Origin of the sequence: Phycicoccus mangrovi, from assembly GCF_018729305.1 — a bacterium.
GTDB lineage: Bacteria > Actinomycetota > Actinomycetes > Actinomycetales > Dermatophilaceae > Phycicoccus > Phycicoccus jejuensis.
In genome coordinates, this window is sequence record NZ_JAHHWP010000006.1 from 170,955 (window position 1) to 197,750 (window position 26,796).

At 74.3% G+C, this 26,796-nt stretch carries 31 protein-coding genes; 14 read left to right on the top strand and 17 right to left on the bottom strand.

Annotation, left to right across the window (positions count from 1 at the left end):
• Positions 1-19 precede the first annotated feature (19 nt).
• On the bottom strand, positions 20-1,204 hold the full coding sequence (locus KMZ30_RS03470; RefSeq protein WP_215511569.1) for an alpha/beta hydrolase family protein: 1,185 nt from the start codon (positions 1,202-1,204) through the stop codon (positions 20-22).
• Positions 1,201-3,369: an ATP-dependent DNA ligase gene (locus KMZ30_RS03475; RefSeq protein ID WP_215511568.1), complete on the bottom strand. Its 2,169-nt coding sequence runs from the start codon at positions 3,367-3,369 to the stop codon at positions 1,201-1,203. The genes KMZ30_RS03470 and KMZ30_RS03475 overlap by 4 nt, the downstream gene beginning before the upstream one ends.
• A gap of 81 nt (positions 3,370-3,450) precedes the next feature.
• On the opposite strand from KMZ30_RS03475, the gene msrB reads away from it, so the two are divergent.
• Positions 3,451-3,882 (top strand): peptide-methionine (R)-S-oxide reductase MsrB, encoded by a 432-nt coding sequence (gene msrB, locus KMZ30_RS03480; protein ID WP_215511567.1) that lies wholly within the window; start codon positions 3,451-3,453, stop codon positions 3,880-3,882.
• A gap of 162 nt (positions 3,883-4,044) precedes the next feature.
• On the opposite strand, the gene KMZ30_RS03485 is transcribed toward msrB, so the two are convergent.
• The 3 genes from KMZ30_RS03485 to hemG form a co-directional block, all read right to left on the bottom strand.
• Positions 4,045-4,920: a type IV toxin-antitoxin system AbiEi family antitoxin domain-containing protein gene (locus tag KMZ30_RS03485; protein ID WP_215519855.1), complete on the bottom strand. Its 876-nt coding sequence runs from the start codon at positions 4,918-4,920 to the stop codon at positions 4,045-4,047.
• Positions 4,921-5,131: 211 nt separating this feature from the next.
• Complete coding sequence (gene hemQ, locus KMZ30_RS03490) at positions 5,132-5,857, bottom strand: hydrogen peroxide-dependent heme synthase (RefSeq protein WP_215511565.1); 726 nt, start codon at positions 5,855-5,857, stop codon at positions 5,132-5,134.
• Positions 5,854-7,326: a protoporphyrinogen oxidase gene (hemG, locus tag KMZ30_RS03495; protein WP_215511564.1), complete on the bottom strand. Its 1,473-nt coding sequence runs from the start codon at positions 7,324-7,326 to the stop codon at positions 5,854-5,856. The genes hemQ and hemG overlap by 4 nt, the downstream gene beginning before the upstream one ends.
• 174 nt (positions 7,327-7,500) lie before the next feature.
• On the opposite strand from hemG, the gene KMZ30_RS03500 reads away from it, so the two are divergent.
• Positions 7,501-8,460 (top strand): DUF4349 domain-containing protein, encoded by a 960-nt coding sequence (locus KMZ30_RS03500; RefSeq protein WP_215511563.1) that lies wholly within the window; start codon positions 7,501-7,503, stop codon positions 8,458-8,460.
• A 3-nt stretch (positions 8,461-8,463) separates the two neighbouring features.
• On the opposite strand, the gene KMZ30_RS03505 is transcribed toward KMZ30_RS03500, so the two are convergent.
• From KMZ30_RS03505 to KMZ30_RS03520, 4 genes are read right to left on the bottom strand one after another with little or no spacing between them, the layout of a single operon-like run.
• Positions 8,464-8,973, bottom strand: coding sequence for a GNAT family N-acetyltransferase (locus KMZ30_RS03505; protein WP_308279561.1), 510 nt, complete (start codon positions 8,971-8,973; stop codon positions 8,464-8,466).
• Positions 8,974-8,977: 4 nt separating this feature from the next.
• A complete protein-coding gene (locus tag KMZ30_RS03510; RefSeq protein WP_215511813.1) occupies positions 8,978-9,433 on the bottom strand; it encodes a DinB family protein in 456 nt (151 codons plus the stop codon).
• A 32-nt stretch (positions 9,434-9,465) separates the two neighbouring features.
• Positions 9,466-10,542 (bottom strand): uroporphyrinogen decarboxylase, encoded by a 1,077-nt coding sequence (hemE, locus tag KMZ30_RS03515; RefSeq protein WP_215511562.1) that lies wholly within the window; start codon positions 10,540-10,542, stop codon positions 9,466-9,468.
• Positions 10,543-10,567: 25 nt separating this feature from the next.
• Positions 10,568-11,392 (bottom strand): DMT family transporter, encoded by an 825-nt coding sequence (locus KMZ30_RS03520; protein ID WP_215511561.1) that lies wholly within the window; start codon positions 11,390-11,392, stop codon positions 10,568-10,570.
• Positions 11,393-11,700: 308 nt separating this feature from the next.
• On the opposite strand from KMZ30_RS03520, the gene KMZ30_RS03525 reads away from it, so the two are divergent.
• Both KMZ30_RS03525 and KMZ30_RS03530 read left to right on the top strand, forming a co-directional pair.
• Positions 11,701-12,285, top strand: coding sequence for a DUF3000 domain-containing protein (locus KMZ30_RS03525; protein WP_030529030.1), 585 nt, complete (start codon positions 11,701-11,703; stop codon positions 12,283-12,285).
• A 7-nt stretch (positions 12,286-12,292) separates the two neighbouring features.
• Positions 12,293-13,549 carry a ribonuclease D gene (locus tag KMZ30_RS03530; RefSeq protein WP_215511560.1) on the top strand — a complete coding sequence of 419 codons (1,257 nt, stop codon included), beginning with the start codon at positions 12,293-12,295 and terminating at the stop codon, positions 13,547-13,549.
• Between the two features lie 42 nt (positions 13,550-13,591).
• On the opposite strand, the gene KMZ30_RS03535 is transcribed toward KMZ30_RS03530, so the two are convergent.
• Together KMZ30_RS03535 and KMZ30_RS03540 are read right to left on the bottom strand one after the other, a co-directional pair.
• A complete protein-coding gene (locus KMZ30_RS03535) occupies positions 13,592-13,873 on the bottom strand; it encodes a YrhK family protein (RefSeq protein ID WP_308279559.1) in 282 nt (93 codons plus the stop codon).
• A gap of 66 nt (positions 13,874-13,939) precedes the next feature.
• Positions 13,940-14,575, bottom strand: coding sequence for a pyridoxamine 5'-phosphate oxidase family protein (locus tag KMZ30_RS03540; RefSeq protein WP_215511559.1), 636 nt, complete (start codon positions 14,573-14,575; stop codon positions 13,940-13,942).
• A 130-nt stretch (positions 14,576-14,705) separates the two neighbouring features.
• On the opposite strand from KMZ30_RS03540, the gene KMZ30_RS03545 reads away from it, so the two are divergent.
• The 5 genes from KMZ30_RS03545 (at position 14,706) to KMZ30_RS03565 (ending at position 20,376) form a co-directional block, all read left to right on the top strand.
• On the top strand, positions 14,706-15,917 hold the full coding sequence (locus tag KMZ30_RS03545) for a thiolase family protein (RefSeq protein WP_030529026.1): 1,212 nt from the start codon (positions 14,706-14,708) through the stop codon (positions 15,915-15,917).
• Between the two features lie 3 nt (positions 15,918-15,920).
• Positions 15,921-18,047, top strand: a complete 2,127-nt coding sequence (locus tag KMZ30_RS03550) for a 3-hydroxyacyl-CoA dehydrogenase NAD-binding domain-containing protein (RefSeq protein WP_215511558.1) — start codon at positions 15,921-15,923, stop codon at positions 18,045-18,047.
• Positions 18,048-18,188: 141 nt separating this feature from the next.
• Positions 18,189-19,730 carry a helix-turn-helix domain-containing protein gene (locus KMZ30_RS03555; protein ID WP_308279558.1) on the top strand — a complete coding sequence of 514 codons (1,542 nt, stop codon included), beginning with the start codon at positions 18,189-18,191 and terminating at the stop codon, positions 19,728-19,730.
• Between the two features lie 10 nt (positions 19,731-19,740).
• Positions 19,741-20,082: an antibiotic biosynthesis monooxygenase family protein gene (locus KMZ30_RS03560; protein ID WP_215511556.1), complete on the top strand. Its 342-nt coding sequence runs from the start codon at positions 19,741-19,743 to the stop codon at positions 20,080-20,082.
• Positions 20,083-20,133: 51 nt separating this feature from the next.
• Entirely contained in the window at positions 20,134-20,376 is a 243-nt protein-coding gene (locus KMZ30_RS03565; RefSeq protein ID WP_215511555.1) for a hypothetical protein, read from the top strand.
• 21 nt (positions 20,377-20,397) lie between these two features.
• On the opposite strand, the gene KMZ30_RS03570 is transcribed toward KMZ30_RS03565, so the two are convergent.
• The 3 genes from KMZ30_RS03570 to KMZ30_RS03580 are packed head-to-tail and all read right to left on the bottom strand — an operon-like array spanning position 20,398 to position 21,991.
• Positions 20,398-20,841 (bottom strand): hypothetical protein, encoded by a 444-nt coding sequence (locus KMZ30_RS03570; protein WP_215511554.1) that lies wholly within the window; start codon positions 20,839-20,841, stop codon positions 20,398-20,400.
• A complete protein-coding gene (locus tag KMZ30_RS03575; RefSeq protein ID WP_215511553.1) occupies positions 20,838-21,122 on the bottom strand; it encodes a VOC family protein in 285 nt (94 codons plus the stop codon). Before KMZ30_RS03575 ends, KMZ30_RS03570 begins: the two co-directional genes overlap by 4 nt.
• Entirely contained in the window at positions 21,119-21,991 is an 873-nt protein-coding gene (locus KMZ30_RS03580) for a helix-turn-helix transcriptional regulator (protein WP_215511552.1), read from the bottom strand. The genes KMZ30_RS03575 and KMZ30_RS03580 overlap by 4 nt, the downstream gene beginning before the upstream one ends.
• A 125-nt stretch (positions 21,992-22,116) precedes the next feature.
• On the opposite strand from KMZ30_RS03580, the gene KMZ30_RS03585 reads away from it, so the two are divergent.
• The 4 genes from KMZ30_RS03585 (at position 22,117) to KMZ30_RS03600 (ending at position 24,786) form a co-directional block, all read left to right on the top strand.
• A complete protein-coding gene (locus KMZ30_RS03585) occupies positions 22,117-23,046 on the top strand; it encodes an SDR family oxidoreductase (RefSeq protein ID WP_215511551.1) in 930 nt (309 codons plus the stop codon).
• Between the two features lie 58 nt (positions 23,047-23,104).
• Positions 23,105-24,019, top strand: a complete 915-nt coding sequence (gene cysM / locus KMZ30_RS03590) for a cysteine synthase CysM (protein WP_215511550.1) — start codon at positions 23,105-23,107, stop codon at positions 24,017-24,019.
• Between the two features lie 184 nt (positions 24,020-24,203).
• Positions 24,204-24,515 carry a PLD nuclease N-terminal domain-containing protein gene (locus KMZ30_RS03595; RefSeq protein WP_215511549.1) on the top strand — a complete coding sequence of 104 codons (312 nt, stop codon included), beginning with the start codon at positions 24,204-24,206 and terminating at the stop codon, positions 24,513-24,515.
• A 40-nt stretch (positions 24,516-24,555) separates the two neighbouring features.
• Positions 24,556-24,786 (top strand): hypothetical protein, encoded by a 231-nt coding sequence (locus KMZ30_RS03600; protein ID WP_215511548.1) that lies wholly within the window; start codon positions 24,556-24,558, stop codon positions 24,784-24,786.
• Between the two features lie 12 nt (positions 24,787-24,798).
• Here KMZ30_RS03600 and KMZ30_RS03605 read toward each other — a convergent pair whose 3' ends face one another.
• Positions 24,799-25,383 (bottom strand): DUF1349 domain-containing protein, encoded by a 585-nt coding sequence (locus KMZ30_RS03605; RefSeq protein ID WP_215511547.1) that lies wholly within the window; start codon positions 25,381-25,383, stop codon positions 24,799-24,801.
• Positions 25,384-25,451: 68 nt separating this feature from the next.
• On the opposite strand from KMZ30_RS03605, the gene KMZ30_RS03610 reads away from it, so the two are divergent.
• The gene (locus KMZ30_RS03610) at positions 25,452-25,796 is read left to right on the top strand and encodes a putative quinol monooxygenase (RefSeq protein ID WP_215511546.1); all 345 of its coding nucleotides are present in this window, start codon (positions 25,452-25,454) and stop codon (positions 25,794-25,796) included.
• Between the two features lie 7 nt (positions 25,797-25,803).
• Here the strand turns inward: KMZ30_RS03610 and KMZ30_RS03615 are convergent, their stop codons facing one another.
• A complete protein-coding gene (locus tag KMZ30_RS03615; RefSeq protein WP_215511545.1) occupies positions 25,804-26,133 on the bottom strand; it encodes a VOC family protein in 330 nt (109 codons plus the stop codon).
• Positions 26,134-26,143: 10 nt separating this feature from the next.
• The gene (locus KMZ30_RS03620; protein ID WP_308279557.1) at positions 26,144-26,791 is read right to left on the bottom strand and encodes a class I SAM-dependent DNA methyltransferase; all 648 of its coding nucleotides are present in this window, start codon (positions 26,789-26,791) and stop codon (positions 26,144-26,146) included.
• Positions 26,792-26,796 lie beyond the last annotated feature (5 nt).

The following is a 26,796-nucleotide window of genomic DNA, read 5'->3' on the forward strand; positions in this document are numbered from 1 at the left end:
CCGCTGCGACCGACTCGGTTCAGCCCGAAGCGAACTCGCGGACGAGCGACTCCCACCGTTCCGGGTCGGTGTTCCACTCCTTGCAGTGCCGGGCCAGCCGCCACTCGTGGAACTCGACGAGGTCCGGGCGCGCCTGGGCGAGCGCCAGCGACGGGCCGAACGGCACGAACTCGTCGTCGGCGGAGTGGATGAGCAGCACCCGGTGGCGCAGCTCGTCGGCGCGCCGCACCCAGTCCGTGAGGGCGAGGTCGACGCCCTCGTGCACCCCGACCAGCCGGTGCCCGAGCCGGTGTCGCATCAGCAGGCGCGCGAGCGAGCCGACCGGCGGCGGGATGTGGTGCTCGTGCGCGTGGTGCGCGAGGACGTCGCCCCAGTCGACGACCGGCCCGTCGAGGACGACCCGCCCGACCGCGTCGGCGTGCACCGACCGGTCGAGGGCCTGGAGCACGATGGCTCCCCCCATCGACCAGCCGGCGAGCAGCAGCTCCTCGGCGCCGCGACGCCGGGCGTAGCCCATCGCGGCGTCGATGTCGCGCCACTCCGACAGGCCGAGGGCGTACCGGCCGTCGGGGCCGGCGGGGACGCCCTCGTCGTTGCGGTAGGTGGGCACGAGGCAGGTCCATCCTTCGGCGAGCAAGGGCGCGAGAGCGCGGACCGTCTCCTCGCGCCGGGCGCCGCGGCCGTGCACGAGCACCGCCCAGCGCGTGGTCGGCACCCCGCCCGGGGCGACGACCCACGCGGGCATCGGGCCGAGCTCGCCGTCGTAGGTGACGTGCTCGGTGGGCAGGTCGAGGCTGTCGTCGGGGGCGCTGCCGTGGAAGTACGGGTTGAAGCGCGCGGTGCCGGGCGCGAGCACGCCGCGGTCGACCCCGAGCAGCTCGCGGCGGACGCGGCCGGCCGTCGCGTCGAGCTCGAGGACCTCCCCGTAGCGCGCGTGCCCGAGTCCGCCCTCGAGCCACAGCCCGTAGCGGCCGGGGACGACCGTCTCGGCGGTCGTGCCGAGGACGACGCTCGTGGCGTCGGCGGAGTGGACGACGACGTCGTCGGGTCGCGCCCGCTCCGGGGTGACGACCCTCCGCGCGAAGTAGGCCGCGGCGGCGACGGAGCCCCCACCGGACGCGAGGGCGGCCGTCCCCCCGACGGCAGCGCCGGCGAGGGCGAGACGACGGGCACGGCCGGCGCGGGCCGGCGCGCGCTCGGTCACGTGGGCTCCCCGGCCAGGACGGCCGAGAGGTCGTACGAGACCGGCTCGTCCAGCTGCTCGTAGGTGCAGTCCGCCGGGTCCTTGTCGGGACGCCAGCGCACGAACTGGGCGGTGTGCCGGAAGCGCACGCCCTCCATGTGGTCGTAGCGCACCTCCACGACGCGCTCGGGCCGCAGCGGCGTGAAGGAGAGGTCCTTCCCGGCGGCCCACCGGCTGCCGGCCGCGTTCTGCGGGGTCCGGTTGCCCTCCTCCTGCTTCGCCCACGCCCACGGATGGTCGTCGAAGTCGGTGACGAGCGGCTGGAGCTCCTCGAACAGCTCCTTGCGGCGGGCCATCGGGAACGCGCCGATGACCCCGACGGACACGAGCGTTCCGCCGGCGTCGTGGATGCCGAGGAGCAGGCTGCCGATGACGTCGTCGCCGGACTTGTGGGTGCGGTACCCGGCGACGACGCAGTCGGCGGTGCGCTCGTGCTTGATCTTGAGCATCGTCCGCTTGTCCGGCTCGTACGCCCCGTCGGCCGGCTTGGCGACGAGCCCGTCCAGTCCCGCCCCCTCGAACTCGGTGAACCACCCGGCCGCGACCTCGGGGTCGCGCGTCGCGGGCGTGAGGTGGACGGGGGCCTGCGCGTCGGCGAGGGCCTCCTCGAGCAGGGCGCGGCGCTCGGCGAAGGGCCGGCCGGTCAGGTCGTCGTCGCCGAGCGCGAGGAGGTCGAAGGCGACGAACCGGGCCGGCGTCTCGACGGACAGCTTCGTGACCCGGCTGGCCGCCGGGTGGATGCGCTGGCTGAGCAGCTCGAAGTCGAGCCGGTCCTCGCCCGGGCGGACGACGATGATCTCGCCGTCGACGACGCAGCGCTCGGGGAGGTTGGCCAGCGCTGCCTCGACGACCTCGGGGAAGTAGCGCGTCATCGGCTTCTCGTTGCGGCTGCCGATCTCGACGCGGTCGCCGGAGCGGAAGACGATGGAGCGGAACCCGTCCCACTTCGGCTCGTAGACGACCTCGGTGTCGCGCAGCACCTTCGCGTCGAGGCCCTTGACCGGCTTGGCGAGCATCGGCGCGACCGGGGGCACGACGGGCATCCCCCACTCCTCGCGAAGCGCCGCGTCGCGCTCGGCCTTGGGCGCCATGTACTCGGCGTCGGCCTTGTCCTGGCGGCGTTTGCTCGGCTGCACGCGCGGCGGCTCGCCGGGCATCTTCGGGTAGTCCGGCGGGAAGTTGAGCTCCCCGAGGCCGCGCTCCTCGACATCCCTGTCCCACAGGGCGATCGCGGTGGTGACGTCGCCGACAGCGCCGTCGATGCCCTCCCAGGCGTCGCCGCGGTCCTCGAGCACGTCGGGGACGGTCAGCACGGTGAAGTCGCCGGGCGAGACGGTAGGCAGCTCGTCCCACGTGACGGGCATCGAGACCGGTGCACCGGGCAGCGGGCGCGGGCTGTACGCCGACGCGATGGTCCGGTCGCGGCAGGCCTGGTTGAAGTCGACGAAGACGCGCTCACCGCGCTCCTCCTTCCACCACGACGCGGTGACGAGGTCGGGCAGGCGGCGCTCGAGCTCGCGGGCGATGCCGATGACGCCGTGGCGCACGTCGAGGAACTCGTGCGTCGGCGCGACCCGCGCGTAGACGTGGACGCCGCGGTTGCCGCTCGTCTTGGCCCAGGCCGTGAGTCCGAGCTCGCCCATCAGCTCGCGCAGGGCGACGGCCGCCTCGACGGCGTCGGAGAACGTGCGCCCGGGCTGCGGGTCGAGGTCGATGCGCAGCTCGTCCGGACGGTCGGTGTCGGCGGTGCGCACCGGCCACGGGTGGAAGGTGACCGTGTTCATCTGCACGGCCCAGACGGCGGTCGCGACCTCGTCGACGACGATCTGCGGGTGGCGCCGGCCGCTCGGGTAGCGGCAGCCGACGGTGCCGACCCAGTCGGGCATCCCCTTCGGCGGGTTCTTCTGGTAGAACTCCTCGCCCTCGATCCCCTCGGGGAAGCGCTGGAGGGTGACCGGGCGGTCGCCGATGTGGCGCACGAGGCAGTCGCCGACCGCCTGGACGTACCCCGCGAGGTCGCCCTTCGTGATCCCCGCGTCGGGCCACATGAGCCGGTCGGGGCTGCTCAGGCGGACCTGCCGGACGCCGTGCGGCCCCTCGACCTCGACGATCTGTGCATCGGCCATGTCCCGGAGCCTAACGACGGGTGCCGACGGGCGGGTGGACGCAGCGGGAACCATCGGGGCGCGCGTGGTGTTGGGACGGACATGACGATGAAGCCCACCGGTCACGAGTACGCCGTCCGCAAGTCCGACGCCGAGTGGCGCGAGCAGCTCTCGCCCGCCGAGTACCAGGTGCTCCGCGAGGCCGGGACCGAGCGCCCGTGGGTCGGGGAGTACACCGACAGCAAGACGACCGGCGTCTACGCGTGCCGGGCGTGCGGCGCCGAGCTGTTCGAGTCCGACACCAAGTTCGAGTCGCACTGCGGCTGGCCGTCGTTCTGGAGCCCGCTGGCCGGCGACGCCGTCGAGCTGCTCGAGGACCGCTCGATGGGGATGAAGCGCATCGAGGTGCGGTGCGCCTCGTGCGGCAGCCACCTCGGGCACGTCTTCGAGGGCGAGGGGTTCGACACCCCGACCGACCAGCGCTACTGCATCAACTCGATCAGCATGACGCTGCGCCCCGCCGCGGACGCCTGACCCGCCCGCACCGCCCCCGACCCCACTCGTCACACGCGTATCGGGTCACCCGATACGACCGCGCCTCACCCGAGTTTCGTTCTTGGGTGAGGCGCATCGTTGTCCGGGATGCACGTCTGCGTCAGGCGTCCGGCCGGCGCTCGGCCCGGGCGCGCGCCGCCGTCAGCCGCGGTCCCAGGACCTCCGGCGCATCGAGCTCGGACCAGATGATGCGCTCGAAGAGGTAGCCGGCCTGCGACCCCGGTCCTCGCGGCGCTTCTCCTTCCAGAGCGCGTCCGCGTCGCTCGCGTACTTGACCCGCCCGTCGAACTCCAGCACGAGGTTCGTGCCGTCGACCCCGAGGTCCCCGTAGCCGAAGACCCCGGCGGCGTCCTGCAGGGGTAGCTGCGGCGTGACGCGCCAGCCCAGGCCCACGACGAACAGGCGTGCCAGCGTCTCGCCGACCGACTCGGAGCGTCCGTCCATGAGGGCGACGGCTGTCCGCACTCGGCCCGACTCGGGCCATCCCTCGACGAGGTCGGCGACCGCCTCGATCTCGGCGCGGGTGACCAGCCCGTGGTGCAGGGCATGGTCGGCCGCCACGACGGCGGCGACGTGGCCGTGGTCGAGCGCGGTCTGCACGATGGCCTCGGCCAAAGCCGGCGCCGTCGACGGGAGCGTCGAGGACCGCAGCGACGGGTGCGGTGGACGGATCCGGCACAGGTCGGTCAGGACCTCGCGATGGACGGGTCGCGCGACGTCGGCCCGGTCGGAGCCCACCCGGTGGATCGGCACTCCGGCGAGCACGAGGGCCGAGGCACCGACCGCGTACGAGTCCGGGTACAGCGCCAGGGCTCCGCGCGTCCGCACGAGGAGCCGTGCATCGAGCCGGCCGTCGCGCCACGGCGTGGTGCTGGAGACGGAGCGCGCGACGGCGTGCACCTCCTTGTCCCGCCGCAGCCGCGCCAGGCCGCGGTCCCCCACCCCGACGCGCCGCGCCTGCATCGTCGTGAAGACACCGCCCTGGGCATCAGCCAGTGCTCGGAGTGCGTCGTCCATCGGGCCAGCGTGGGGCGGCGCGGCGGGTCACGTCATCGGGGTCGACCTGATCTGTGGACGAACGCGCTCGGTGACGCGCCCTGTGGACGACGGCCCTTGCTGGCGACAAGGCCGCGCTGTACCCGACAACCGTTCTCGGGTACAGCGCGGTCGTATCGGGTCACCCGATACGCGTGGTGCGGACGGGGTGGGTCGGGTGGGGCGGCTGAGGTCAGCGCAGGCGGGCGACGAGGTCGCGCACCTCGACGAGGGGGCCGGTGTAGAAGGGGATCTCCTCGCGGACGTGCAGCCGCGCCTTGGACGCGCGCAGCTCGCGCATGAGGTCGACGATGCGGTGCAGCTCGTCGGCCTCGAAGGCCAGCACCCACTCGTAGTCGCCGAGGGCGAACGCCGCGATGGTGTTGGCGCGCACGTCCGGGTACTCGCGCGCCATCTGCCCGTGCTCGACGAGCATGTCGCGGCGCTCCTTGTCGTCCATGACGTACCACTCGTAGGAGCGCACGAACGGGTAGACGCAGACGTACTTGCGCGCCTCCTCGTCGGCCATGAACGCCGGGATGTGGCTCTTGTTGAACTCGGCCGGGCGGTGCAGCGCCGCGACCGACCACACCGGTTCGAGGTGCTGCCCGAGCTCGGTGCGCAGGAGCGCGTGGTACGCCTGCTGGAGCGCCTCGATGGTCGGTGCGTGCCACCAGACCATGAGGTCGGCGTCGGCGCGCAGGCCGGCGACGTCGTAGACGCCGCGGACCACGACGTCCTCGGCGCCGACCGACGCGAAGAGCTGCTCGACCTCGTCGGCGAGGGCGGCGCGGTCGGCGTCCCCGAGCGGCTCGGCGAGGGCGAACACCGACCACATGGCGTAGCGGATGGTGTCGTTGATCTCGCGGATGCGGCTCGCGCCGGGCTTGCTCGGGGCGGGGCGGCTGGGGGTGCTCATCGCGACTCTCCTCGGGGTGCTGCGGTGCTCGCCGCGCCTGCCGCGGCGGAGGTCAGGTGCTCGACGACGGCGCGGGCGGCGCTCGTGGCGGAGGCGATGACGGCCGGCACGCCGACGCCGTCGTAGGTGGCGCCGGCCACCTCGACGCCGGCGAGGCGCGCGACGTCGGCTCGCACGCCCGCGACCCGCTCGACGTGGCCGACGGCGTACTGCGGCAGCGCGCCGCCCCAGCGCTGGACGTGGTGGTCGACGACAGGCGTCAGCGGGGCGCCGAGCGCCTCGCCGACCTCGGCGACCGCGAGGGTCACGAGGTCCGCGTCGTCCCGCTGGAGGACGGCCTCCTCCCCCGCCCGGCCGAGCGAGGCGCGCAGGTGCACGACGTCGGTCGACAGCGCGCCGACCCACGCCCACTTGTTCGCGCTGAAGGTGCTCGCCTTGATGCTCCGACCGTCGACCGGCGGCACGAGGAAGCCCGACCCGGGCAGCTCGGGCAGCCCGTCCCGGCGCACCGCGAGGGTGACGACGGCCATCGACGCGGTCTCCACCTCGCCGAGCAGCCGGGACGCGGCCGGCGCCAGGTCACCGAGCAGGCGTGCGGTCGGGGCGGGCGGCAGGGCGAGCACGACGGCGTCGGCCTCGACCGCGACGGGGTCGGCCGCGGAGCCGACGACGAGGCGCCAGCGCGAGCCGGCGCGCTCGAGGCCACGGACGACGGCACCGGTGCGCAGCAGGGCCCCGCGCGCGCGCAGGGCGTCGGCGACCTCGACGGGCAGCCGGCCGATGCCGCCGCGGATGCCCGCGAACGGCTGGCGCGGCGCGGCGGCGGGGGCGTCGGGCCCGGGCGGCCGGACGGGCGGTGCAGCGGTCGGGGCGTCACCGGCCGCCGCGCGCTGCCACAGCGCCGGCATCGTCGCCCGGAGCGAGAGCCGGTCGGCGTGGCCGGCGTAGACCCCGCCGAGCAGGGGCTCGACGAGCCGGTCGACGACGGCGCGGCCCATCACGTGGGAGACGTACTCGCCGACCGAGACGTCGTCGTGGACGGCGCCTCCGGGCCACGGCTGCGGGTCGGCCGCGCGTGCGACCTCGTCGTCCGAGAGCACCCCGCGTGCCGACTCCGGGTCGGTCGGGACGCCCATGAGCGTGCCCTGCGGCAGCGGCCGCAGCACGCCGCGGGACCAGAGGGTGGCGGAGGTCGTCGCCGGCGTGACGAGGTCGTCGTCCTCGATGCCGACCCGCTTGGCCAGCCCGACCGCCTCGGGACGGACGGCGAGCAGCGACTCGGCGCCGACGTCGACGAGGAGACCCGCCACGGCGTCGGTGCGCAGCTTGCCACCGAAGCGGTCCCCGGCCTCGAGGACGGTGACGTCGACGTCCGGCAGCGCGTCGAGGACCTCGAGCGCCGCGGTGAGCCCGGCGATGCCGCCTCCCACGACGGCGACGTGGGGCCGGGTCGGGGGCGCGTCGGGCATGTCCTCAGGTTCTCACGGGGCGTCCGGGCGCCCCCGCGCGGGTGGCGCGGCGGACCGGGGTCCGGCGAGACCCGGCCGATGCCGAGCCGTGACCACATCGAGACCGCCGGCGGGGAACTCCACGGGAGGGTGCGGCGCCCCAGCGGAGACCGAGCCACCGACGAAGGAGTCACCGTGCCCACCACCTCCCTCCCCCCGTCCCGACGCCTCGCCGCCGCCCTGGCCGCGGGCGTCCTGTCCGTCACCGCCCTCGCCGCGTGCAGCGCGTCCGACTCCGGCGCCTCGTCGTCCGCGGCCGGCGGTGCGGCCGATGCGCCGGCCGCGAGCGTCGAGGCGCGCGACCAGGCGGCGACCGCCGTGGACCAGCAGGGCACGGACGGCAAGGCCGCAGCGGGCGGCGCCTCGGCGGCGGTCGTCCCGGCCGTGGCCGAGCGCAAGCTGGCGCGGCGCGCCGACGTCTCGCTCGAGGTGGGCGACGTCGCGAGGGCCGCCTCGACGCTGCGAGCGATCGCCACGCGTCAGGGCGGGCTCGTCGTCGCGGAGGAGGTCTCGAGCGACCCTGCCGCGCAGGGCAGCTGGGGCACCATCACCATCTCGGTGCCCACGGCGAAGCTCGACGCGACGCTCGACGAGGTCGGGAAGGCCGGCAAGGTCCTCTCGCGGCAGACGAGCACCGACGACGTCACCGGTCAGTACGTCGACACCGCGGCCCGCGTCGAGACGATGAAGGCCAGCGTCGAGCGCGTCCGCCTCCTCATGGGCCGCGCCGACAAGCTGGCCGACGTCGTCAGCCTCGAGGCCGAGCTGTCCCGCCGGCAGGCGGACCTCGAGTCGATGGAGCAGCAGCTCGCCGCGCTCGACGACCAGGTGAGCCTTTCCCCCGTCACCGTCCGGCTCGCGACACCCGACGCGGCCGCGCCGACCGAGGAGCCGACCGGGTTCGTCGCCGGGCTCGCGGCGGGCTGGCACGCGTTCACCCGCTCCGTGCAGCTGGTGCTCACGCTGCTCGGCGCGGTCCTGCCCTTCGGCGTCGCGGCAGCGGTCGTCCTCGTGCCGCTCGTCGCGTGGCTGCGCCGCCGTCGGCCGGTCGCCGTCGCGACGACGCAGACCCCGCCGGCCGCCCCCTCGGCCTGAGGCTCAGCGGCCCCCGGTCTCCAGGGACCACCGGGTCTCGCCGTCGACGACGACGTCCGTCGGCCGCATCCCGAGCGACCGGGCCACCGCCTCCGACGGCGCGTGGCCCGGTCGCACGTGGGCGAGCACCACCTCGGCGCCCCGCCGCCGGACCTCGACCAGCACGAGCGCTGCCCCCCGGCGCGCGACGCCCCTGCCCTGCCACGGGGTCCCGACGACCCACGCGAGCTCGGCGCGGGCTCCGTCGCGGGTCAGCGTCGCCTGGACGTAGCCGACGAGAGGGCCGTCGCCGCCGTCGCGCACGACCCAGGTGCACCACTCCTCGCTCGGGTCCGCAGGCCCGCGCAGCTGCCGGGAGTAGCGGGCGCGCAGCTCGTCGGCGCTCGCCGGACGGCCCTCGATCACCGTGTGCAGGGCCGGGTCGCCGAGGGCGCTCGCCATCTCCTCGGCGTGCTCGACGCGCAGCGGCTCGAGGGCCAGCCCGTCACCGGTGAGGACACGGTCGGCGGGCACGGGTTCAGGCGTCCCGGGCGTCCGCGGCGAGCACCTGCTCGCGGAGGATGTCGGCGTGCCCCGCGTGCTGCGCGAGCTCGCGCAGCAGGTGCAGCTGCACCCACCGCATCGGCAGCGGCCCGCGCCGGTTGCCGTGCACGAGCTCGTCGAGGCCGACGGTCGCCGCGATGGACCGCGCTGTGGCGCAGGCCTTCTCGTGGTCAACCAGCACGGAGGCGATCGTGTCGCCGTCGTCGAGGACGAACGTCTCGTCGACCGCCGCGGGCAGCCCGATCTCGGTCCGCGGCCGCTGCAGCACGGCCTCCTCCGACCACACGCGCTCGACGAAGGTCACGTGCTTGAGCAGCCCGAGCAGCGTCGTCGCGGACGGCACCAGCCGGCGTCGCGCCTGCTCCTCGGTCAACCCGGCGAGCGTCTCGCGCAGCCCGGCGCGGTGCTCGTCGATGAACGCGTCGAGCATGGCGCGCTCGTCGGGCACCGCCGGGTCGCCGGTCACCGCGCGGAGACCTCGTGGACGAGCTCGACGACGCGGGTGAGCACGTCGGGGTCGGTGTGCGGCAGGACGCCGTGGCCGAGGTTGAAGACGTGCCCGGGAGCGGCCCGGCCCTCCTCGACGATCTCGACGACCCGGCGCTCGAGCGCCTCCCACGGGGCGAAGAGCAGCGCGGGGTCGAGGTTGCCCTGGAGCGGCCAGCGCCCGCGCGTGCGCTCGAGGGCGTCGGTCAGCGACACCCGGTAGTCGACCCCGACGACGTCGGCGCCCGCCTCGCCCATGAGGGTGAGGAGCTCGCCGGTGCCGACGCCGAAGTGGATGCGCGGCACGCCGAGGTCCGCGACGGAGGCGAGCGCGGCGGCGGAGTGCGGTGCCACGAACTGCTCGTAGTCGGCGCGGCTGAGGAAACCGGCCCACGAGTCGAAGAGCTGGAGGGCCGACGCGCCGGCCTCGCCCTGCACCCGGAGGAACGCGCCCGAGATGCGGGCGAGCCGGGCGCACAGGTCGTGCCACAGCTCGGGGTCGCCGTGCATGAGCGCCTTGGTGTGCTCGTGGTTCTTCGACGGGCCGCCCTCGACGAGGTAGGAGGCGAGGGTGAACGGCGCGCCGGCGAAGCCGATGAGCGGCGTCGCCCCGAGCTCGGCGGTGAGCATCCGGACCGACTCGGTGATGTCGGGGACGTCCTCGGGGACGAGGTCGCGCAGCCGCTCGAGGTCGGCGCGCGTGCGCACCGGCTCGGCGACGACCGGTCCGACACCGGCGACGATGTCGAGGTCGATGCCGACGGCGGCGAGCGGCACGACGATGTCGGAGAAGAAGATCGCCGCGTCGACGCCGTGGCGGCGGACCGGCTGGAGGGTGATCTCGGTGACGAGGTCGGGTCGTCGGCAGGACTCGAGCATCCCGACGCCCTCGCGGACCTTGCGGTACTCCGGCAGCGAGCGGCCGGCCTGGCGCATGAACCAGACCGGGGTGTGCGGCACGGGCAGGCCGCGGGCGGCCCGCACGAGGGCGGAGTCGGAGGCGGGCGCGGCGGCCGGGCTCGGGGAGGTCGTCACGGCTCGACATCCTCCCATCCGCCGGCGGGGTCGGACGCCGCGGTCAGAGGGCGATGAGCACCGCGCCGCCGAGGGCGAGGACGACGCCGGCCTGCTGCACCCGCCGCAGCCGTTCCTTGATGACGACGCGCGCCAGCACGATGGTCACGACGGGGTAGAGCGAGCCGAGCACGGAGGCGATGCTCACCTCGCCGCGCGAGGACGCGATGCCGAAGAGGAAGTTCGCGCCGAGGTCGCCGCAGCCGATGAGGAGGAGACCGGGGACCTCGCGCGGGGTGACGCCGCCGGTCGAGCGCACGAGCAGGGCGACGACGACGAGGATGCTCACCGACGTCAGGCGCATCCCCCAGAGCGTGAGGAGCGCGGACTCGCGGGCGCCGCGGTCGAGGCAGTAGAGGGCGAGGCCGAAGCCGAGGGCCGCGACGGAGGCGAGGACGACCGGCCGGGCTGAGACCTCGCCCGTCAGCTCGGGGCCGCTGGCCAGCGTGACGCCGATGATCGCGACGAGCATCCCGACCCAGGCCCACGGCGAGGGGGTGTCGCCGCCCGCCACGCCGAGGACGACGGGCACGACGACGCCGAGGGCGGCGATCGGTGCGACGACGCCCATCGTCCCGGCGGACAGGGCGGAGTAGAAGCAGACGAGGCCGGTCATCCCCGCGAGGCCGGCGGCGACCGACCACAGGGGCCACCCCTCGAAGGTGACGGTGTCGCGACGGACGAGGACGATCGCCGAGACCACGAGGAGGGCCAAGCCCTGCGTCCAGCCGACGACCGCGACGGGCGGGCGGCGCCGCGACGCGAGACCGGCGAAGAAGTCCGAGGTGCCCCAGACCGCCGACGAGGCGAGGGCGAGGAGGCTCAGCACAGCCGCAGGCTAGGCGACGAGGGGCGGGCCCGGCGGCGGCGTCCGGGGTCGGTGGGGACGGTCGGGCGGTTCCCCCCGACGGGTCGAGGTATTCGGCGACCCTCTGCCGGTAGCGGGATACCTCGACCCACTCGAGCCCGTCCGGGTCGAGGTGAAACCGGACCCTCTCGCGGTCTGCTTTCACCTCGACCCCCGGGGGCCCTGCGGGGTGGAAGGGAAACCTTGCGGCGTGGAAGGGGTCGACCGGTCGGCTGCCGTTCGGCGCGCCCTGCCGCGCTGGGGCGGGCGCGCGTCCTACTGTGCTCCACGTGGCGCGCAGCACCGTGACCGGGAGGGAGTCCCCGGACTTCACCCGGGCACTCGACGAGCTGCACCGTGCGCGGCTGAGGCCCGAGGTGCGGCTCACCGAGGTGCCCGCGCCCCAGCGGATCGCCCCGCACGCCGTCGCGCTGACCGCCGACGTCATCGACCCGCACGACCCCGACTCCGAGCTCGCGTCGGGCCGGTTCGTCCTCCTCCACGACCCTTCCGAGCCCGAGCCGTGGGGCGGCGCCTGGCGCGCCGTCACCTTCGCCCGGGCCGAGCTCGAGGAGGAGTTCGCCACCGAGCCGCTGCTCGGCGAGGTCGGCTGGAGCTGGCTGACCGACGCGCTCACGGCGCGCGGTGTGCCGTTCATCGCCGAGGCCGGCACCGTGACGCGTGTCGTGTCCGAGAGCTTCGGCGGCCTCGCCGACCGCCCCGCGAGCGTCGAGATGGAGCTACGGGCGTCGTGGACGCCGCTCGGCCCCGAGGCCGGCGAGCACCTCCTCGCCTGGTCCGACCTCCTGTGCACGATCGCCGGGCTGCCCCCGCTTCCCGACGGCGTCGTCGCCCTCCCGGGCCCTCGACGGTGACCGCCGGATGAGCCAGGAGACCCCCCACACCGACCCGACCCCGGAGGACGACCACGTGCCCGCCACCCCCGTCGCGGAGCCCGTGCCGCTCGAGGAGCCGGCCGAGGGAGTGCCCTCCGTCGTCGAGACCGAGCGAGGCCTGGACGAGGCCGCCGCCGCCATCGCCGCGGGCGTCGGCCCGGTCGCGATCGACGCCGAGCGTGCGTCCGGCTACCGCTACGGCCAGCGCGCCTACCTCGTGCAGCTGCGCCGCGAGGGCTCGGGCACCTGGCTCATCGACCCCGTCGCCGTCCCCGACCTCACACCGGTCAACGACGCGATCGGCGCCGCCGAGTGGATCCTCCACGCCGCCACCCAGGACCTCGCCTGCCTCGCCGAGGTCGGCCTGCGCCCGCGCCAGCTGTTCGACACCGAGCTCGCGGCCCGCATCCTCGGCTTGCCGCGGGTCGGCCTCGCCGCCGTGGTCGAGCACTACCTCGGGCTGCGCCTGGCCAAGGAGCACTCCGCGGTCGACTGGTCCACCCGCCCGCTGCCCGACCCGTGGCTGCGCTACGCGGCGCTCGACGTCGAGGTCCTCGGCGAGCTGCGCAACCTCATGGGCGTCGACCTCGCTGCCCAGGGCAAGGACGAGTGGGCGCGCCAGGAGTTCACCGCGCTGCTGACCTGGGCCCCGACCGAGCGCGTCGACCCGTGGCGGCGCACCTCCGGCATCAACACGCTGCGCTCGCGCCGGGCCGTCGGCGTCATCCGCGAGCTCTGGTACGCCCGCGACACGATCGCCCGCGAGCGCGACACCTCGGTCGGCCGCGTGCTGCCTGACGCCGCGCTCGTCGACATCGCGGCCGCGCTCCCCCGCGACACCGCGGCCCTGCCGTCCGGCCACCGCGCCATCAAGCGCTACGGCCGGCAGTGGGTCGAGGCGGTCGAGCGGGCGGTCGCCCTCCCGGAGGAGAAGCTGCCGCCGCGGACCCTGCCGTCGGACGGCCCCCCACCGCCGCGCGTGTGGGCCGACAAGAACCCCGCGGCCGCGGCCAGGCTCTCGGCGACGCGCGCCGCCCTCACCGAGTTCGCCGAGGAGCACAGCATCCCCGTCGAGAACGTCTGCTCCCCCGACCCGCTGCGCCGCGTCGTCTGGACGCCGCCGGAGCAGCGCGACGTCGAGGCCTTCTCGGCCGCGCTGGCCGCCTACGGCGTGCGCCGCTGGCAGGCCGACGTCGTCGCGCCGATGCTCGTCGCGGCCTTCGAGGCGCACCCCGACTCCTGACGGCAGCCTCCTCGGCCACCCCTGCGAGGCCGGCCGCCTCGCTCAGAAGTCCTGGCTGCTCTCGGTCGGCCCGCTCCCGCCGTGCCGCTGCCGGTGGCGCCGCAGGTGGATGCGCCGGGACAGCCGGATCGAGGGCCTGAGCATCAGCTGGGCCGAGCCGACGACGAAGAACCAGGTGCCCGCGTACGTCGTCGACTCCCGGAAGAACAGGATGCTCCCGACGAGGAACCAGACGGCGATGAGGAGGTCGTTGACGATGCTCAGCGTCTCGTAGCGGTTGCGCAGCACGAGCTCGTCGTCGGTCCAGGGCAGCGTCAGCTCCACGGTCTTCTCCTCCCGCAGGTCAGGGGTCGGTCCCGTCCATGGTGGCAAACCGCGAGTCCCGCACCCTCAGCCGTAGAGGCCCTCGGCGTACGCCGGCCCGTAGTAGGCGTCGAGCTCCTCGAGGCTGCGGCCGTCGGGCTCGACGTCGTGCGCGATGACCGCCCGCCGCGGCACCTCGTCGAAGGGCCGCCACGTCTCCGGCTCCCAGAGGCCGGCGCGCAGGAACGCCTTGCTGCAGTGGAAGAACACCTGCTCGACGTCGACGACGAGGGCGAGCAGCGGTCGGTGGCCGCGCACCGTCATCTCGTCGAGGAACGGCGCGTCGGCGACCAGCCGGGCGCGGCCGTTGACGCGCAGCGTGTCGCCGCGGCCGGGCACGAGGAAGAGCAGGCCGACGTGCGGGTTGGCCAGCACGTTGCGGTAGCCGTCGACGCGGCGGTTGCCCGGGCGCTCCGCCACGGCGATCGTGCGGCGGTCGAGGACGTGGACCAGGCGCCCGGCGGGGTCGCCCTTCGGCGAGGCGTCGCACGCGCCGTCGGCGCCCGCGGTGGCCAGGACGCAGAACGGCGCCGCCCGCAGCCACGCGAGGTCGACGTCGAGCAGGTGGTCGCGCTCCTTCTCGACGGCCCGCCGGGCCGGCTCCCCGACGAGCGCGGCGAGCGCCTCGACGTCGTCGACGGTGGTCCACCCGCGCTCGTCCATGCCCCTCAGGCTACGGCGCGTGACCCCGGTCACCCCGGTGCCTCTCGATGACTGAGCGCTTGCTTAGTAGGATCGACGCAGCCCGGTCCCCGCCGGGCGGTCCCACGTCCCCGACCAGGGAGGCCACCTCGTGCCCCGTGAGCTCCAGGAGGTCGTCTTCGTCGACGGCGTCCGCACCCCCTTCGGCAAGGCCGGCGAGAAGGGCATGTACGCCCAGACCCGCGCCGACGACCTCGTCATCAAGTGCGTCCGCGAGCTGCTGCGGCGCCACCCCGAGCTCCCGGCCGAGCGGGTCGAGGAGGTCGCCATCGCCGCGACGACGCAGATCGGCGACCAGGGCCTGACCCTCGGCCGGATGACGGCGCTGCTGTCCGGGCTGCCGAAGTCGACGCCGGGCTACTCGATCGACCGGATGTGCGCCGGCGCGATGACCGCCGTGACGACCGTGTCGTCGGCCATCGGCGTCGGGGCCATCGACATCGCCGTCGCCGGTGGCGTCGAGCACATGGGCCGTCACCCGATGGGCGAGGGCGTCGACCCCAACCCGCGGATCGTCGCCGAGCGCCTCGTCGACGAGTCCGCCCTCGTCATGGGCAAGACCGCCGAGAACCTCCACGACCGCTTCCCGCAGCTGACCAAGGAGCGCTCGGACGCGTTCGCCGTCGGCAGCCAGCGCAAGCTCGCCGCCGCCTACGAGGCCGGCAAGGTCCAGCCCGACCTCGTGCCCGTCGCGACCCGCCACGTCGAGAAGGGCTGGGGCCTCGCGACCGCCGACGAGCCGCCGCGCCCCGGCACGACCCTCGAGGAGCTCGCCGGGCTCAAGACCCCGTTCCGCCCGCACGGCAACGTGACCGCCGGCAACGCGGCGGGCCTCAACGACGGCGCCACGGCCTGCCTCCTCGCGAGCCAGGCGGCCGCCGACGAGCTCGGCCTCCCGGTCCGGATGCGCCTGGTCTCGCACGCCTTCGTCGGCGTCGAGCCCGAGGTCATGGGCATCGGCCCGGTCCCCGCGACCGAGAAGGCCCTCGCCAAGGCGGGCCTGACCATCGACGACATCGGCCTCTTCGAGCTCAACGAGGCCTTCGCCGTGCAGGTCCTCTCCTTCCTCGACCACTTCGGCATCGCCGACGACGACGAGCGCGTCAACCCGTGGGGCGGCGCCATCGCCACCGGCCACCCGCTCGCGTCCTCCGGCGTGCGCCTCATGACCCAGCTCGCCCGCCACTTCGAGGAGCACCCCGAGGTGCGCTACGGCCTCACCGCGATGTGCATCGGCATCGGGATGGGCGGCTGCGTCATCTGGGAGAACCCGAACCACGCGGACTACCGGAAGGACGCCTGAGCCATGACCACCACCACCCAGGCCCCCGCCCTGCCCGCCGAGGTCGTCACCCGCACCCCCGTGCAGGACGTCACGCTCCCCGGCGGCGCCGGCACCCTCGCCCTCGTCACGCTCGACAACGGCAAGGACCACACCCGCCCCAACACCTTCGGCCCCGAGGGCGTCGCCGGGCTCCAGACCACGCTCGACACCCTGCGGGCCCGCGCGGAGGCCGGCGAGATCCAGGCCGTCGGCGTCACCGGCAAGCCGTTCGTCTTCGCCGTCGGCGCCGACCTGTCCGGCATCCCGTACGTCACCGACCGCAGCCAGGCCGTCGAGATCGCGCAGGCCGGCCACCGCGCCTTCGCGACCCTCATGGACCTGCCCGTGCCGACGTTCGCGTTCGTCAACGGCGCGGCGATGGGCGGCGGCGTCGAGCTCGCGCTCGCGGCCGACCACCGGACCATCTCGGCCGGCGTCCCCGCCTTCGCCCTCCCCGAGACCTTCCTCGGGCTCGTCCCCGGCTGGGGCGGCTGCTGGATGCTCCCGAACCTCGTCGGCGCCGAGGCGTCCCTCAAGGTCGTCATCGAGAACCCGCTGTCGCAGAACCGGATGCTCTCCGCGAAGGACGTCGCCGCGATGGGCATCGCCGACGTCCTCCTCCCGCCGGCCGACTTCCTCGAGGACTCGCTGCGCTGGGCGGCCGGCGTGCTGACCGGCGCCGTCACCGTCGAGCGCGCCGAGGTCGACCGCTCCGCCGAGGCGTGGGACGCCGCGTGCGACCGCGCCGGCAAGCTCGTCGTCGCGAAGACCGGCGGACGGGCCACCGGCGCGCTGCGGGCGGTGCAGCTCGTCCGGGCCGCGCGCACCGCGTCGCGCGAGGACGCCTTCGCGGCCGAGGACGAGGCGCTCGGCGACCTCATCATGTCCGACGAGCTGCGGGCCGGCCTCTACGCCTTCGACCTCGTCCAGAAGCGGGCCAAGCGGCCGGCCGGTGCCCCCGACAAGGCGCTCGCCCGCCCGGTCACGAAGGTCGGCGTCGTCGGCGCAGGGCTCATGGCCAGCCAGCTCGCGCTCCTCTTCGCGCGCCGCCTCGGGGTGCCGGTCGTCATGACCGACCTCGACGAGGAGCGCGTGACCAAGGGCGTCGGCTACGTGCACCACGAGGTCGACCAGCTGCTCGCCAAGCGCCGGGTCTCCCCCGACAAGGCGTCCTTCCTCAAGGGCCTGGTCACCGGCTCGACGAGCAAGGACGGCTTCGCCGACGCCGACCTCGTCATCGAGGCCGTCTTCGAGGAGATGTCGGTCAAGCAGCAGGTCTTCGCCGAGGTCGAGGCCGTCGTCTCCGCCGAGTGCGTCCTCGCGACCAACACCTCGTCGCTGTCCATCACCGAGATGGCGAGCGGGCTCACGCACCCCGAGCGGGTCGTCGGCCTGCACTTCTTCAACCCCGTCGCGGTCATGCCGCTGCTCGAGGTCATCCCCGGCGAGCACACCGACGAGACGACCCTGGCCACCGGCTTCGCGGTGGGCAAGGGCCTGAAGAAGACGTGCATCCGCTCCAAGGACTCGGCGTCGTTCGTCGTCAACCGCCTGCTCGGCCGCTTCATGGGCGAGTACTCGCGGGTCGTCGACCAGGGCACCCCGGTCGCCGTCGCGGACCGCGCCGTCGCCGGCCTCGCGCCGATGCCGCCGTTCGTCCTGCTCGGCCTCGTCGGCCCGGCCATCGCGCTGCACAACAGCGAGACCCTGCACCGCGCGTTCGGTGACCGCTTCTTCGTCTCCCCGACGCTGCGGCGCATCGTCGAGGCCGGCAAGCGCGGCTACTACGCCACCGACGAGCGCGGCCGCCCGGCGCCCGACCCCGAGGTCGAGGCCATGCGCGAGCAGCCGGCCGAGCCGGTCGAGCTCTCCGTCGACGAGGTCCGGGCCCGCGTGCTCGGCGCCATCGCCGAGGAGGTCGGGCTGATGCTCGCCGAGGGCGTCGTCGAGGCCCCGATGGACATCGACCTCGCGATGATCACCGGTGCCGGCTTCCAGTTCTGGAACGGCGGGATCATCCCCCTGCTCGACCGCGAGGGCGTGACCCAGCGTGTGCTCGGCCGCCGGGTCCTCCCCCACGGCGTCGCGAGCGTCCCGGTCACCGCCTGACCGCCCGCACGACCCGCCCGACGACGGCACGGACCACCCGGTCCGTGCCGTCGTCGCAGGTCACGGAGCTCCCTGAGAGACCCCCCAGGACACCCCGTGGCGAACATCGCGATATCTCATATCTGATCTACCATGGTCTGCGTGACGACCACCACCGACACGTACCTGACCCGGATCGGCACCCTCATCCGGGACGCCCGCCGCCACCAGGGGCTGACCCAGAGCGAGCTCGCCGAGCTCCTCGGGACCAGCCAGAGCGCGGTCGCCCGGATCGAGCAGGGCAAGCAGAACCTCTCGCTCGAGATGCTCGCCCGCGTCGGCGAGAAGCTCGACAGCGAGTTCGTCTCGCTCGGCCACTCCGGTCCCCAGCACCTGCGGATCGTCGGCGGGCACAAGCTCTCCGGCTCGATCCCCGTCAAGACGAGCAAGAACGCCGCCGTCGCCCTCCTGTGCGCCAGCCTGCTCAACAAGGGCCGCACGACGCTACGCAACCTCGCGCGCATCGAGGAGGTCAACCGGATCATCGAGGTCCTCACCTCGATCGGCGTCAAGGTCCGCTGGCTGCCCGACAGCAACGACCTCGAGATCGTGCCGCCGGCGCGCCTGGACCTCGACGGCATCGACGTCGAGGCCGCCCGCCGCACGCGCACCGTCATCATGTTCCTCGGGCCGCTGCTCGCCGAGTACGACGACTTCCAGCTGCCCTACGCCGGCGGCTGCGACCTCGGCACGCGCACGGTCGAACCGCACCTGTCGGCGCTGCGCCACTTCGGGCTCGACGTCACGGCGACGCACGGCTTCTACGAGGCCGCCGTCGACCGCAGCCGCCACCCGAAGCGCGCCATCGTCCTCACCGAGCGCGGCGACACCGTGACCGAGAACGTCCTGCTGGCCGCCGCCCGCTACGAGGGCACGACGGTCATCCGCAACGCCTCCCCGAACTACATGGTCCAGGACCTGTGCTTCTTCCTGCGCGGGCTCGGCGTCGAGATCGACGGCATCGGCACGACGACCCTCACCGTCACCGGCGTGGGCCGCGTCGACACCGACATCGAGTACTTCCCCTCCGAGGACCCGATCGAGGCGATGAGCCTCATCGCGGCCGCGGTGGTCACCGGCTCCGAGATCACCATCGAGCGGATGCCGATCGAGTTCCTCGAGATCGAGCTGGCCACCCTCGAGGAGATGGGCCTGAAGTTCGACCTCACCGAGGAGTACCTCGCGAACAACGGGCACACCCGCCTCGTCGACCTGACGATCCACCCCGGTCCGCTCACGGCACCGGTGGACAAGATCGCCCCGATGCCCTTCCCGGGCCTCAACATCGACAACCTGCCGTTCTTCGCCCTCATCGCCGCGTGCGCCGAGGGCACGACGATGATCCACGACTGGGTCTACGAGAACCGCGCGATCTACCTCACCGAGCTGACGAAGATCGGCGCCCAGGTGCAGCTGCTCGACCCGCACCGGGTGATGATCACCGGCCCGACGCCCAAGTGGCGCGCCGCCGAGGTCATGTGCCCGCCGGCACTGCGCCCCGGCGTCGTCGTGCTCCTCGCGATGCTCGCCGCGCCCGGCACCTCGGTGCTGCGCAACGTCTACGTCATCAACCGCGGGTACGAGGACCTCGCCGAGCGCCTCAACGCCCTCGGTGCGACGATCGAGACCTTCCGCGACATCTGAGGGTCCTGACGTGACCGGCGTCGAGCGCCCGCTGCCGGGCCAGGTGGTGACGGTCTTCCGCAACCGCCTGCGCCCGGAGCACGAGGGTGCCTACCGGGACGAGCTCGCCGTCGTGGCCGGGCTCGCCCGGTCGATGCCGGGGTTCGTCGAGACGAAGACCTTCGTCGCCGAGGACGGCGAGCGGGCGACGATCGTCACGTTCGCCGACGCCGCGTCGCACCGGGCATGGCGCGACCACCCGCGCCACCGCGAGGCGCAGCGCCACGGCATCGACGAGTACTACAGCGAGTACTCGATCGCCGTCGGCGAGACGTCGTACGCGTCGTCGTTCACCCACCGCCCCGAGGCCTGAGCGCCCCGTCGGGCCTCGACAGCGAGTGCTCTCCCGGCGCACACTGCGGGGATGGAGCGCTCCGCCCCCGGTCGCAGCGCGGTCGTCGCCGACGCCCGCGGCGAGGGGCGTGCGCTGCGCGTGACGTGGCACCCGGAGGCCGGCGTCGTGGTGCTCTCGGTCTGGCGCGACAACGTCTGCGTCGCGACGACCCGGCTCGCGCCGGACGAGGCCGCCGACCTCGTCGAGGTGCTGGCCTCCGGCCTCGCCGACGGCTACGACGGGGTGCGGCAGGCGCATCCGGAGGCCGGCTGAGCCGCTGCTCGCGACGTCTCGTCAGGGGAAGTCGTGGCCGGCCTCGAGCCGCAGCCGCAGCAGCACGTCGAGCGCCACCGAGTCGCCGTCGCGCCCCCCGGCGCCGACCTGCAGCGGCGCGTCGCTCGGCTCCACGTGGATGCCCTTGAGGCGCCCGCGCAGGCTGGGCGCGACGACGAGCACGTACCAGCGCCCGTCCGTGCCGACCGCGGCCCGGTGGTCGCGGCGCACGTACCAGCCCTCGACGTCGGTCCGCAGCGTCCCGCTGCCGCTGTAGGGTCGCGCGCGCAGCCGGGTGGGCTCGACGCCGGCCGCGCGCATCGCCTCGGCGAACTCCGCGACCATCGGGGCGGTGCGTCGGGCCTCGGCCTCGGCCGCCCGCTGCGCCGCCGCGTGGTGGTACTCGGCGTTCTCGCGGGCCTGCCGCCGCCGCTCGGCCGCCGCGTCGACGGGGTCGGTGCTCATCCGGCCGCCGCCGCGACGACGGCGGCGACGTCCTCGACCTTGAGCATCACCTGGTGCGAGCGGCTCTCCTGCGGGGTGCGTCGCCCGGGCCGGACCTCGGCGACGACGAGCTCGGCCGCGGGGGCGTCGGGCAGCCCCAGCTGCGCGCGGTGCCCCTCCCCGATGCGCACGTGCTCGACGAAGCCGAGCACCTCGCCGTACCAGGCGACGGCGGCCCGCACGTCCGCGACGGTCAGCACCGGCGTGACCCGGGCGTGGGGCGCCGAGCGGTTGGTGATCACGGCCTCACCCTAGGACGGCGGTCGTCCACCGGCGAGGGCGGCGACGCGATGACGGAGAGCAGACGCAGCCGCTCGTCGCTCGGGCTGCCGGGCGCCGCCGTGTAGACGAGCAACGAGTGGGAGTCGTCGGGTGAGAGCAGGACCTGGCAGCCCAGCTCGAGGAGCCCCACCTCCGCGTTGAGGAACCGCTTGACCTCCCGGGGACGCAGCCCCACCTCGTGCTGCGCCCACACGTCCCGGAACTCCTCGCTCTGCGCCAGGAGCCGCTCGGCGAGGTCGGCCGCGCGCGACCCCGGTCCGCGCAGCGCGAGGACGCTCCGCAGGCCCGAGGCGTAGAGCCGCGAGTAGAAGGCGTGGTCCTCCTCGGGGTGCAGCCGTCGGGCCGCGGGGTCGGTGAACCACCGGTAGCCGATGCTGCGCGCAGGGCCGGTCCGCAGGCTCGCGTCACCCCCGAGAGCCGCACCGAGAGCGTTCTGCCGCAACGTCTCCCCGAGCTCGGTGACGATCTCGGCGGGGGTGTCACCGAGCCGGTCGAACACCCGCAGCATCCCCGGGCTCACGTGGTCGGTGCCCGACCCGGGGACGGGTGCCGGGTGCCCACCGAGCCGGTAGAGGTGGTCGCGCTCGGCCCGGCTCAGGTGCAGGCCCTGCGCGATGGCGGCCAGCATCTGCTCGGAGGGCTGCGGGCCGCGCTGCCGCTCGATCCGGGCGTAGTAGTCCACGGACATGTGGCTGAGGGCCGCGACCTCCTCGCGGCGCAGCCCGCCGGTGCGCCGGCGGGCGCCCCGCGGCAGGCCCACGTCCTCGGGCTGCAGCGACTCGCGCCGCCCCCGGAGGAAGTCGGCCAGTCCCGCCCTGTCGATGACCATGCCGCCATCCTCCCCCGGGGCGGACCGGGCAGCCACGGATCGTCAGGCCGTGGCTCGGACCGGCGAGAGCGGTGAGGCTGAGGGCAGGCGCCGACCCGGGTGCCGATCTCCCCGAGGAGCCCACCATGCCCCGCCGCCCCGACCTCTCCCTGCCCGACCTCTCCGGACGCCGTGCCCTCGTGACCGGCGCCAGCGACGGCATCGGGCTGCGCATCGCCACCCGGCTCGCCGCCGCCGGCGCCGACGTGGTCATGCCGGTGCGGTCCACGGCCAAGGGCCAGGCCGCCGCCGACCGCATCCGCCGGGAGGTCCCGGGGGCGAGGCTGACCCTCGAGCCGCTCGACCTCGCCTCCCTGGAGTCGGTCGCGGCGCTCGCCGGCCGGATGCTCGCGGACGGCGCGCCCCTGCACCTGCTCGTCGCCAACGCCGGCCTCATGACGCCGCCGGAGCGCCGGACCACGCAGGACGGCTTCGAGCTGCAGCTGGGCACCAACCACCTCGGGCACGTGGCCCTCGTGACGCGCCTCCTCCCGCTCCTGCGGGCGGGTGCGGCCCGGGTGGTCTCTCAGACGAGCATCGCGGCCCGCCGCGGCGAGATCCACTGGGAGGACCTGGACTGGCAGCGCGCCTACGACCCGATGAGGGCCTACCGGCAGTCGAAGATCGCCGCGGGGCTGTTCGGGCTGGAGCTCGACCGACGCAGCCGCGCCCACGGCTGGGGCATCAGCAGCGCCCTCTCGCACCCCGGCGTCGCCCCGACGAGCCTGCTGGCCGCGCGCCCGGAGACGGGGCGCACGCGCGACGGCATCGAGGTGCGCGTCATCCGCCGCCTGTCGGCCGTCGGACTCACCGGCACCCCGGACAGCGCGGCCCTCCCCGCGCTGCTCGCCGCCACGGCGCCCGACGCGGGCGGGCGGTTCTACGGGCCGCGAGGCCCCGGCGGCGCCGGTGGTGCGCCGGCCGAGCAGACGCTCTGGCCACCGCTGCAGGACACCGTGGCCGCCTCCCGGCTGTGGGACGCGTCGCTGGAGATGGTGGGGCTGCCCGTGGGGTGAGGCGACGGAGCCGGACGCCGGCCGTTCGCCGGGGTGGCGCCCACCTAGACTCGGGGCCGTGACCACTCCCCCGGCGTACCCCACGATGGAGGACGTCATCGGCGGTACGCCGCTGGTGCGTCTGCAGCGGCTCCCCGGGGCGGAGAACGACCGGCGCGGCAACGTGCTCCTCGCCAAGCTCGAGGGCAACAACCCCGCCGGCTCGGTCAAGGACCGGCCGGCGATCAGCATGATCCGCGGCGCCGAGGCGCGCGGCGAGATCTCCCCCGGCGACACGCTGCTCGAGGCCACCTCCGGCAACACGGGCATCGGCCTCGCGATGGCGGCGGCCATCAGCGGCTACCCGCTGGTCATCGTCATGCCCGAGGACGCCTCCGTCGAGCGGGCCCAGACGATGCGGGCGTTCGGCGCCGAGCTGGTCCTCACGCCCGCGTCCGGCGGGATGGAGGAGGCCCGCGACGTCGTGACGCGGATGGAGCAGGAGGGCCGCGGCCGGGTGCTCGACCAGTTCGGCAACCCGGACAACCCCCGGGCCCACGAGCTCGGGACCGGGCCGGAGCTGTGGGAGCAGACCGGTGGCCGCATCACGCACTTCGTCTCCGCGATGGGCACGACCGGCACGATCACCGGCGTCTCGCGCTACCTCAAGTCGCGCAACCCCGAGGTGCAGATCGTCGGCGCGCAGCCGTCCGAGGGCTCGAAGATCCCCGGCATCCGCGCCTGGCCGCCGGCGTACGTCCCGCGCATCTTCGACCCGTCCGCGGTCGACCGGACCGTCGAGGTGACCCAGGCCGACGCCGAGGAGATGGCCCGTCGGCTGGCCCGTGAGGAGGGCATCTTCGGCGGTCCGTCGGCGGCCGGCGCCTGCTGGACGGCCCTGCAGGTGGCGCAGGAGGTCGAGGACGCGACGATCGTCTTCGTCGTCTGCGACCGCGGCGACCGCTACCTCTCGAGCGGCGTCTTCCCCGCCTGAGCGCCTGCTGTCGAGCGAACTTCCGCGCCGTCACGGTGATGACGCGGAAGTTCGTCCACAACGCGCTCGTATCCCCGTCCCGAGCCACTTTCCGCGCCGTCCCTGTGACGAACCGGGCACCGGCACTGCTGACCTGCCCCGATCGGATGACGACGCGGGGGGTTCTCGTGCGACGCTGCCCCCCGTGATCCGCTACCTGCCGGTGCTGCTCGAGCTCGCCCTGACCGTCTACTGCCTCATCGACGCGGTCCAGACCGACGAGCTCGTCATCCGCAACCTGCCGAAGCTCGCGTGGATCTTCATCATCCTGCTGTTCCCGATCGTCGGTGGCGTGGCGTGGCTCGTGGCCGGTCGCCCGACCCGCGACTCCTGGTCGGGGCGCACCCAGCAGCAGCGCTGGGAGGACCACCGCCGCGAGCAGGAGTGGCTGCGCGCGCAGGAGCGCCGTCGCTCGCAGGGTCCGGACGACGACCCCGACTTCCTCAAGGGTCTCTAGACCGCTGCGCGGGACGGGCCGCACACCCTACGATCCGTCCATGACGAGCTCGGTGGAGGGGCAGGAGCGTCAGGACCTCGACGCGGCGGACACGCGCATCTACGGCGTCGTCTGGCTGGGTCTGCTGGCCGCTGCCGCCGGCGTCGTGGTCGGCGTGGTGACCGCCCTGTCCGAGACGGGCTCCTTCGTGGTCGGTGCTGCCGTGACGACCACCTCCGTGACGCTCGGCGCCCTCGTGTACCTGGTCAGCAAGGTGCTCGACCGGCTGTAGGAGAGCGCCCGCTCAGTGCAGGGTGGCGTCCGCGGGAGAGACCTCCCACGAGTGGAAGCGCACGGTGAGCCCGGACCGGGTGGGCGCGCAGACGAAGGGGCCGGCCGCCACGTCCAGGTCGGGGTCGAGCGGCAGGACGCGGATCATCACGAACGGCTCGTCGTCGACCCGGGCCCGGACCGTCACCGCGTCTCCGGATCGGCTGGCGCGCACCGTGACCCGGCGCCCCGCCCACGACGGCACAGGAAAGGTCGACCAGTCCGAGCGGTCCCTCGTCGCGACCACCCCGACGGAGGGGGCGCCGTCGACGTGCTCGACCCCGGCCTTGACCCACTGCGTCGTCGACGCGCGCAGGAACACGCCGGCCTGGTCGAACTGGTCGGTGAAGGCCACCGTGAACGTCACCTCGACCGCACCGCCCCGGTCCAGGGGCCGCAGGAGGGCGTGCTCGGAGTCGTGGACGAACCCGTACGAGGTGGTCTGCCAGGCGTCCGAGCCCTCGGCCGCCGTCACGAGGAGGTCCTCCGCGTCGGTCTCGACCTGCACGGGCTCGTGCGTCCACGAGCCCTCCGACCACGGGACGCTGACGGCGGACATGCGTCCCAGTCTCCCCCGCCGCACGGCCCCGCGACGTGGAAGGGTCGGCACGTGACGAGGAGCGACACATGACCCGGTTCGGCCTGGTGGTCCGGTTCGAGCTGCGGCCCGGGCGGGCCGAGGCGTTCGACGCGATGATGCGCGAGACGGTCGCGGGCATCGCCACCCACGAGCCGCGCACGCTGGCCTACGCGGTGCACGCGCTCGAGGGCGAGCCGGACGTGCGCATCTTCTACGAGCTCTACGACGACGAGGCCGCCCTCGGCGAGCACGAGGCCCAGCCCACGACGCGTGACTTCCTCGACCGGGTCGACGAGTACGTGACGAGCGTCGACGTGCAGCGGCTGCACCTCGTGACGGCCACGGGCATCGCGGACCTCGCGGGCGAGCCGGGGTCGTCGCCCCGCCGCTGAGCCGGATCTACCGGCCGGCGTCGACGACGCAGAAGAGCGTGCCCGTCGGGTCGGCGAGCACGACGAAGTCCGCGTCGTCGGGGTAGTCCCACTCGATGCGCTCCGCCCCGAGCGAGACGAGGCGCTCGACCTCGGCGCGCTGCTCCTCCGCGCTGTCCACCCAGAGGTCGAGGTGGGTGCGGTCGGTGCGGTCGAGGTGCAGGCGTGTCGGGCCGTCACCCCGCGGGGCGAGGAAGTCGGGGTTCGGCCCCCGGTCGTAGCCGAGCGCCTCGCTCCAGAACGCGCCGGCGCGCTCGGTGTCGGTGGTGCTGAGGACGATCGCTCCGATGCGGACCATGACCGCGACGCTAGCCGAGGCGGGCGAGCAGGAACGCCTGACCGTGGCGCTCGCGGCCGACCGGCTCGCGCACGAGCCGCGCCTCCTTGACGAACCCGGCGTCGGCCAGGGCGTCCAGCACCTGCTTCGGACCGCGGTGCCACCGGACGAGCGACACGTGGTGACCGCGCTCCCGCAGGCCGGCCCCGACGTCGTACGTCCCCTCGCCCTTCTGGAAGGCGAGGAGGACGTGCCCGCCGGGACGCAGCACCCGCACGGCCTCGGCCAGCGCGTGCGGCAGCTCGTCGTCGGCGAGATGGATCAGGCTGTACCAGAACACGACTCCGTCGACGGAGTCGTCGTCGAGGGGCAGTGCGGTGAGCGAGCCCTCGTACAGCTCGAGGTCCGGGTGGTCGCGCCGGGCCATCGCGAGCATCCCCGGCGAGAGGTCGACGCCGACCACCGACAGGCCTCGGTCGACGAGGTAGCGGGCCATGCGGCCGGTGCCGCAGCCGGCGTCGAGCACGTGCGCCCCGCCGCCGGCGACGACCCGCCCGACGAAGTGGTCGAGCATCGCGAGGTCGACCGGCAGCTCGGGCTCGGTCGACGGGAAGGTCGCGGCGTAGTCCTCGGCGATGGCGTCGTAGGCGGCGCGCACCTCGTCGCGGCGGCTCTCCACGACGC

Excerpts from the sequence above, each read along its gene's own strand:
- KMZ30_RS03600 (WP_215511548.1), top strand. The coding sequence starts at position 24,556 with ATGACGAGCTCGGTGGAGGGGCAGGAGCGTCAGGACCTCGACGCGGCG.
- KMZ30_RS03475 (WP_215511568.1), bottom strand. The coding sequence starts at position 3,369 with ATGGCCGATGCACAGATCGTCGAGGTCGAGGGGCCGCACGGCGTCCGG.
- KMZ30_RS03610 (WP_215511546.1), top strand. The coding sequence starts at position 25,452 with ATGACCCGGTTCGGCCTGGTGGTCCGGTTCGAGCTGCGGCCCGGGCGG.
- KMZ30_RS03510 (WP_215511813.1), bottom strand. The coding sequence starts at position 9,433 with ATGCTCGACGCGTTCATCGACGAGCACCGCGCCGGGCTGCGCGAGACG.
- msrB (WP_215511567.1), top strand. The coding sequence starts at position 3,451 with ATGACGATGAAGCCCACCGGTCACGAGTACGCCGTCCGCAAGTCCGAC.
- KMZ30_RS03485 (WP_215519855.1), bottom strand. The coding sequence starts at position 4,920 with ATGGACGACGCACTCCGAGCACTGGCTGATGCCCAGGGCGGTGTCTTC.
- KMZ30_RS03605 (WP_215511547.1), bottom strand. The coding sequence starts at position 25,383 with ATGTCCGCCGTCAGCGTCCCGTGGTCGGAGGGCTCGTGGACGCACGAG.
- KMZ30_RS03580 (WP_215511552.1), bottom strand. The coding sequence starts at position 21,991 with ATGGTCATCGACAGGGCGGGACTGGCCGACTTCCTCCGGGGGCGGCGC.
- KMZ30_RS03570 (WP_215511554.1), bottom strand. The coding sequence starts at position 20,841 with ATGAGCACCGACCCCGTCGACGCGGCGGCCGAGCGGCGGCGGCAGGCC.
- KMZ30_RS03540 (WP_215511559.1), bottom strand. The coding sequence starts at position 14,575 with ATGGACGAGCGCGGGTGGACCACCGTCGACGACGTCGAGGCGCTCGCC.
- KMZ30_RS03530 (WP_215511560.1), top strand. The coding sequence starts at position 12,293 with ATGAGCCAGGAGACCCCCCACACCGACCCGACCCCGGAGGACGACCAC.
- hemE (WP_215511562.1), bottom strand. The coding sequence starts at position 10,542 with ATGGGAGGATGTCGAGCCGTGACGACCTCCCCGAGCCCGGCCGCCGCG.
- KMZ30_RS03565 (WP_215511555.1), top strand. The coding sequence starts at position 20,134 with ATGGAGCGCTCCGCCCCCGGTCGCAGCGCGGTCGTCGCCGACGCCCGC.
- KMZ30_RS03615 (WP_215511545.1), bottom strand. The coding sequence starts at position 26,133 with ATGGTCCGCATCGGAGCGATCGTCCTCAGCACCACCGACACCGAGCGC.
- KMZ30_RS03550 (WP_215511558.1), top strand. The coding sequence starts at position 15,921 with ATGACCACCACCACCCAGGCCCCCGCCCTGCCCGCCGAGGTCGTCACC.
- hemQ (WP_215511565.1), bottom strand. The coding sequence starts at position 5,857 with ATGAGCACCCCCAGCCGCCCCGCCCCGAGCAAGCCCGGCGCGAGCCGC.
- hemG (WP_215511564.1), bottom strand. The coding sequence starts at position 7,326 with ATGCCCGACGCGCCCCCGACCCGGCCCCACGTCGCCGTCGTGGGAGGC.
- KMZ30_RS03585 (WP_215511551.1), top strand. The coding sequence starts at position 22,117 with ATGCCCCGCCGCCCCGACCTCTCCCTGCCCGACCTCTCCGGACGCCGT.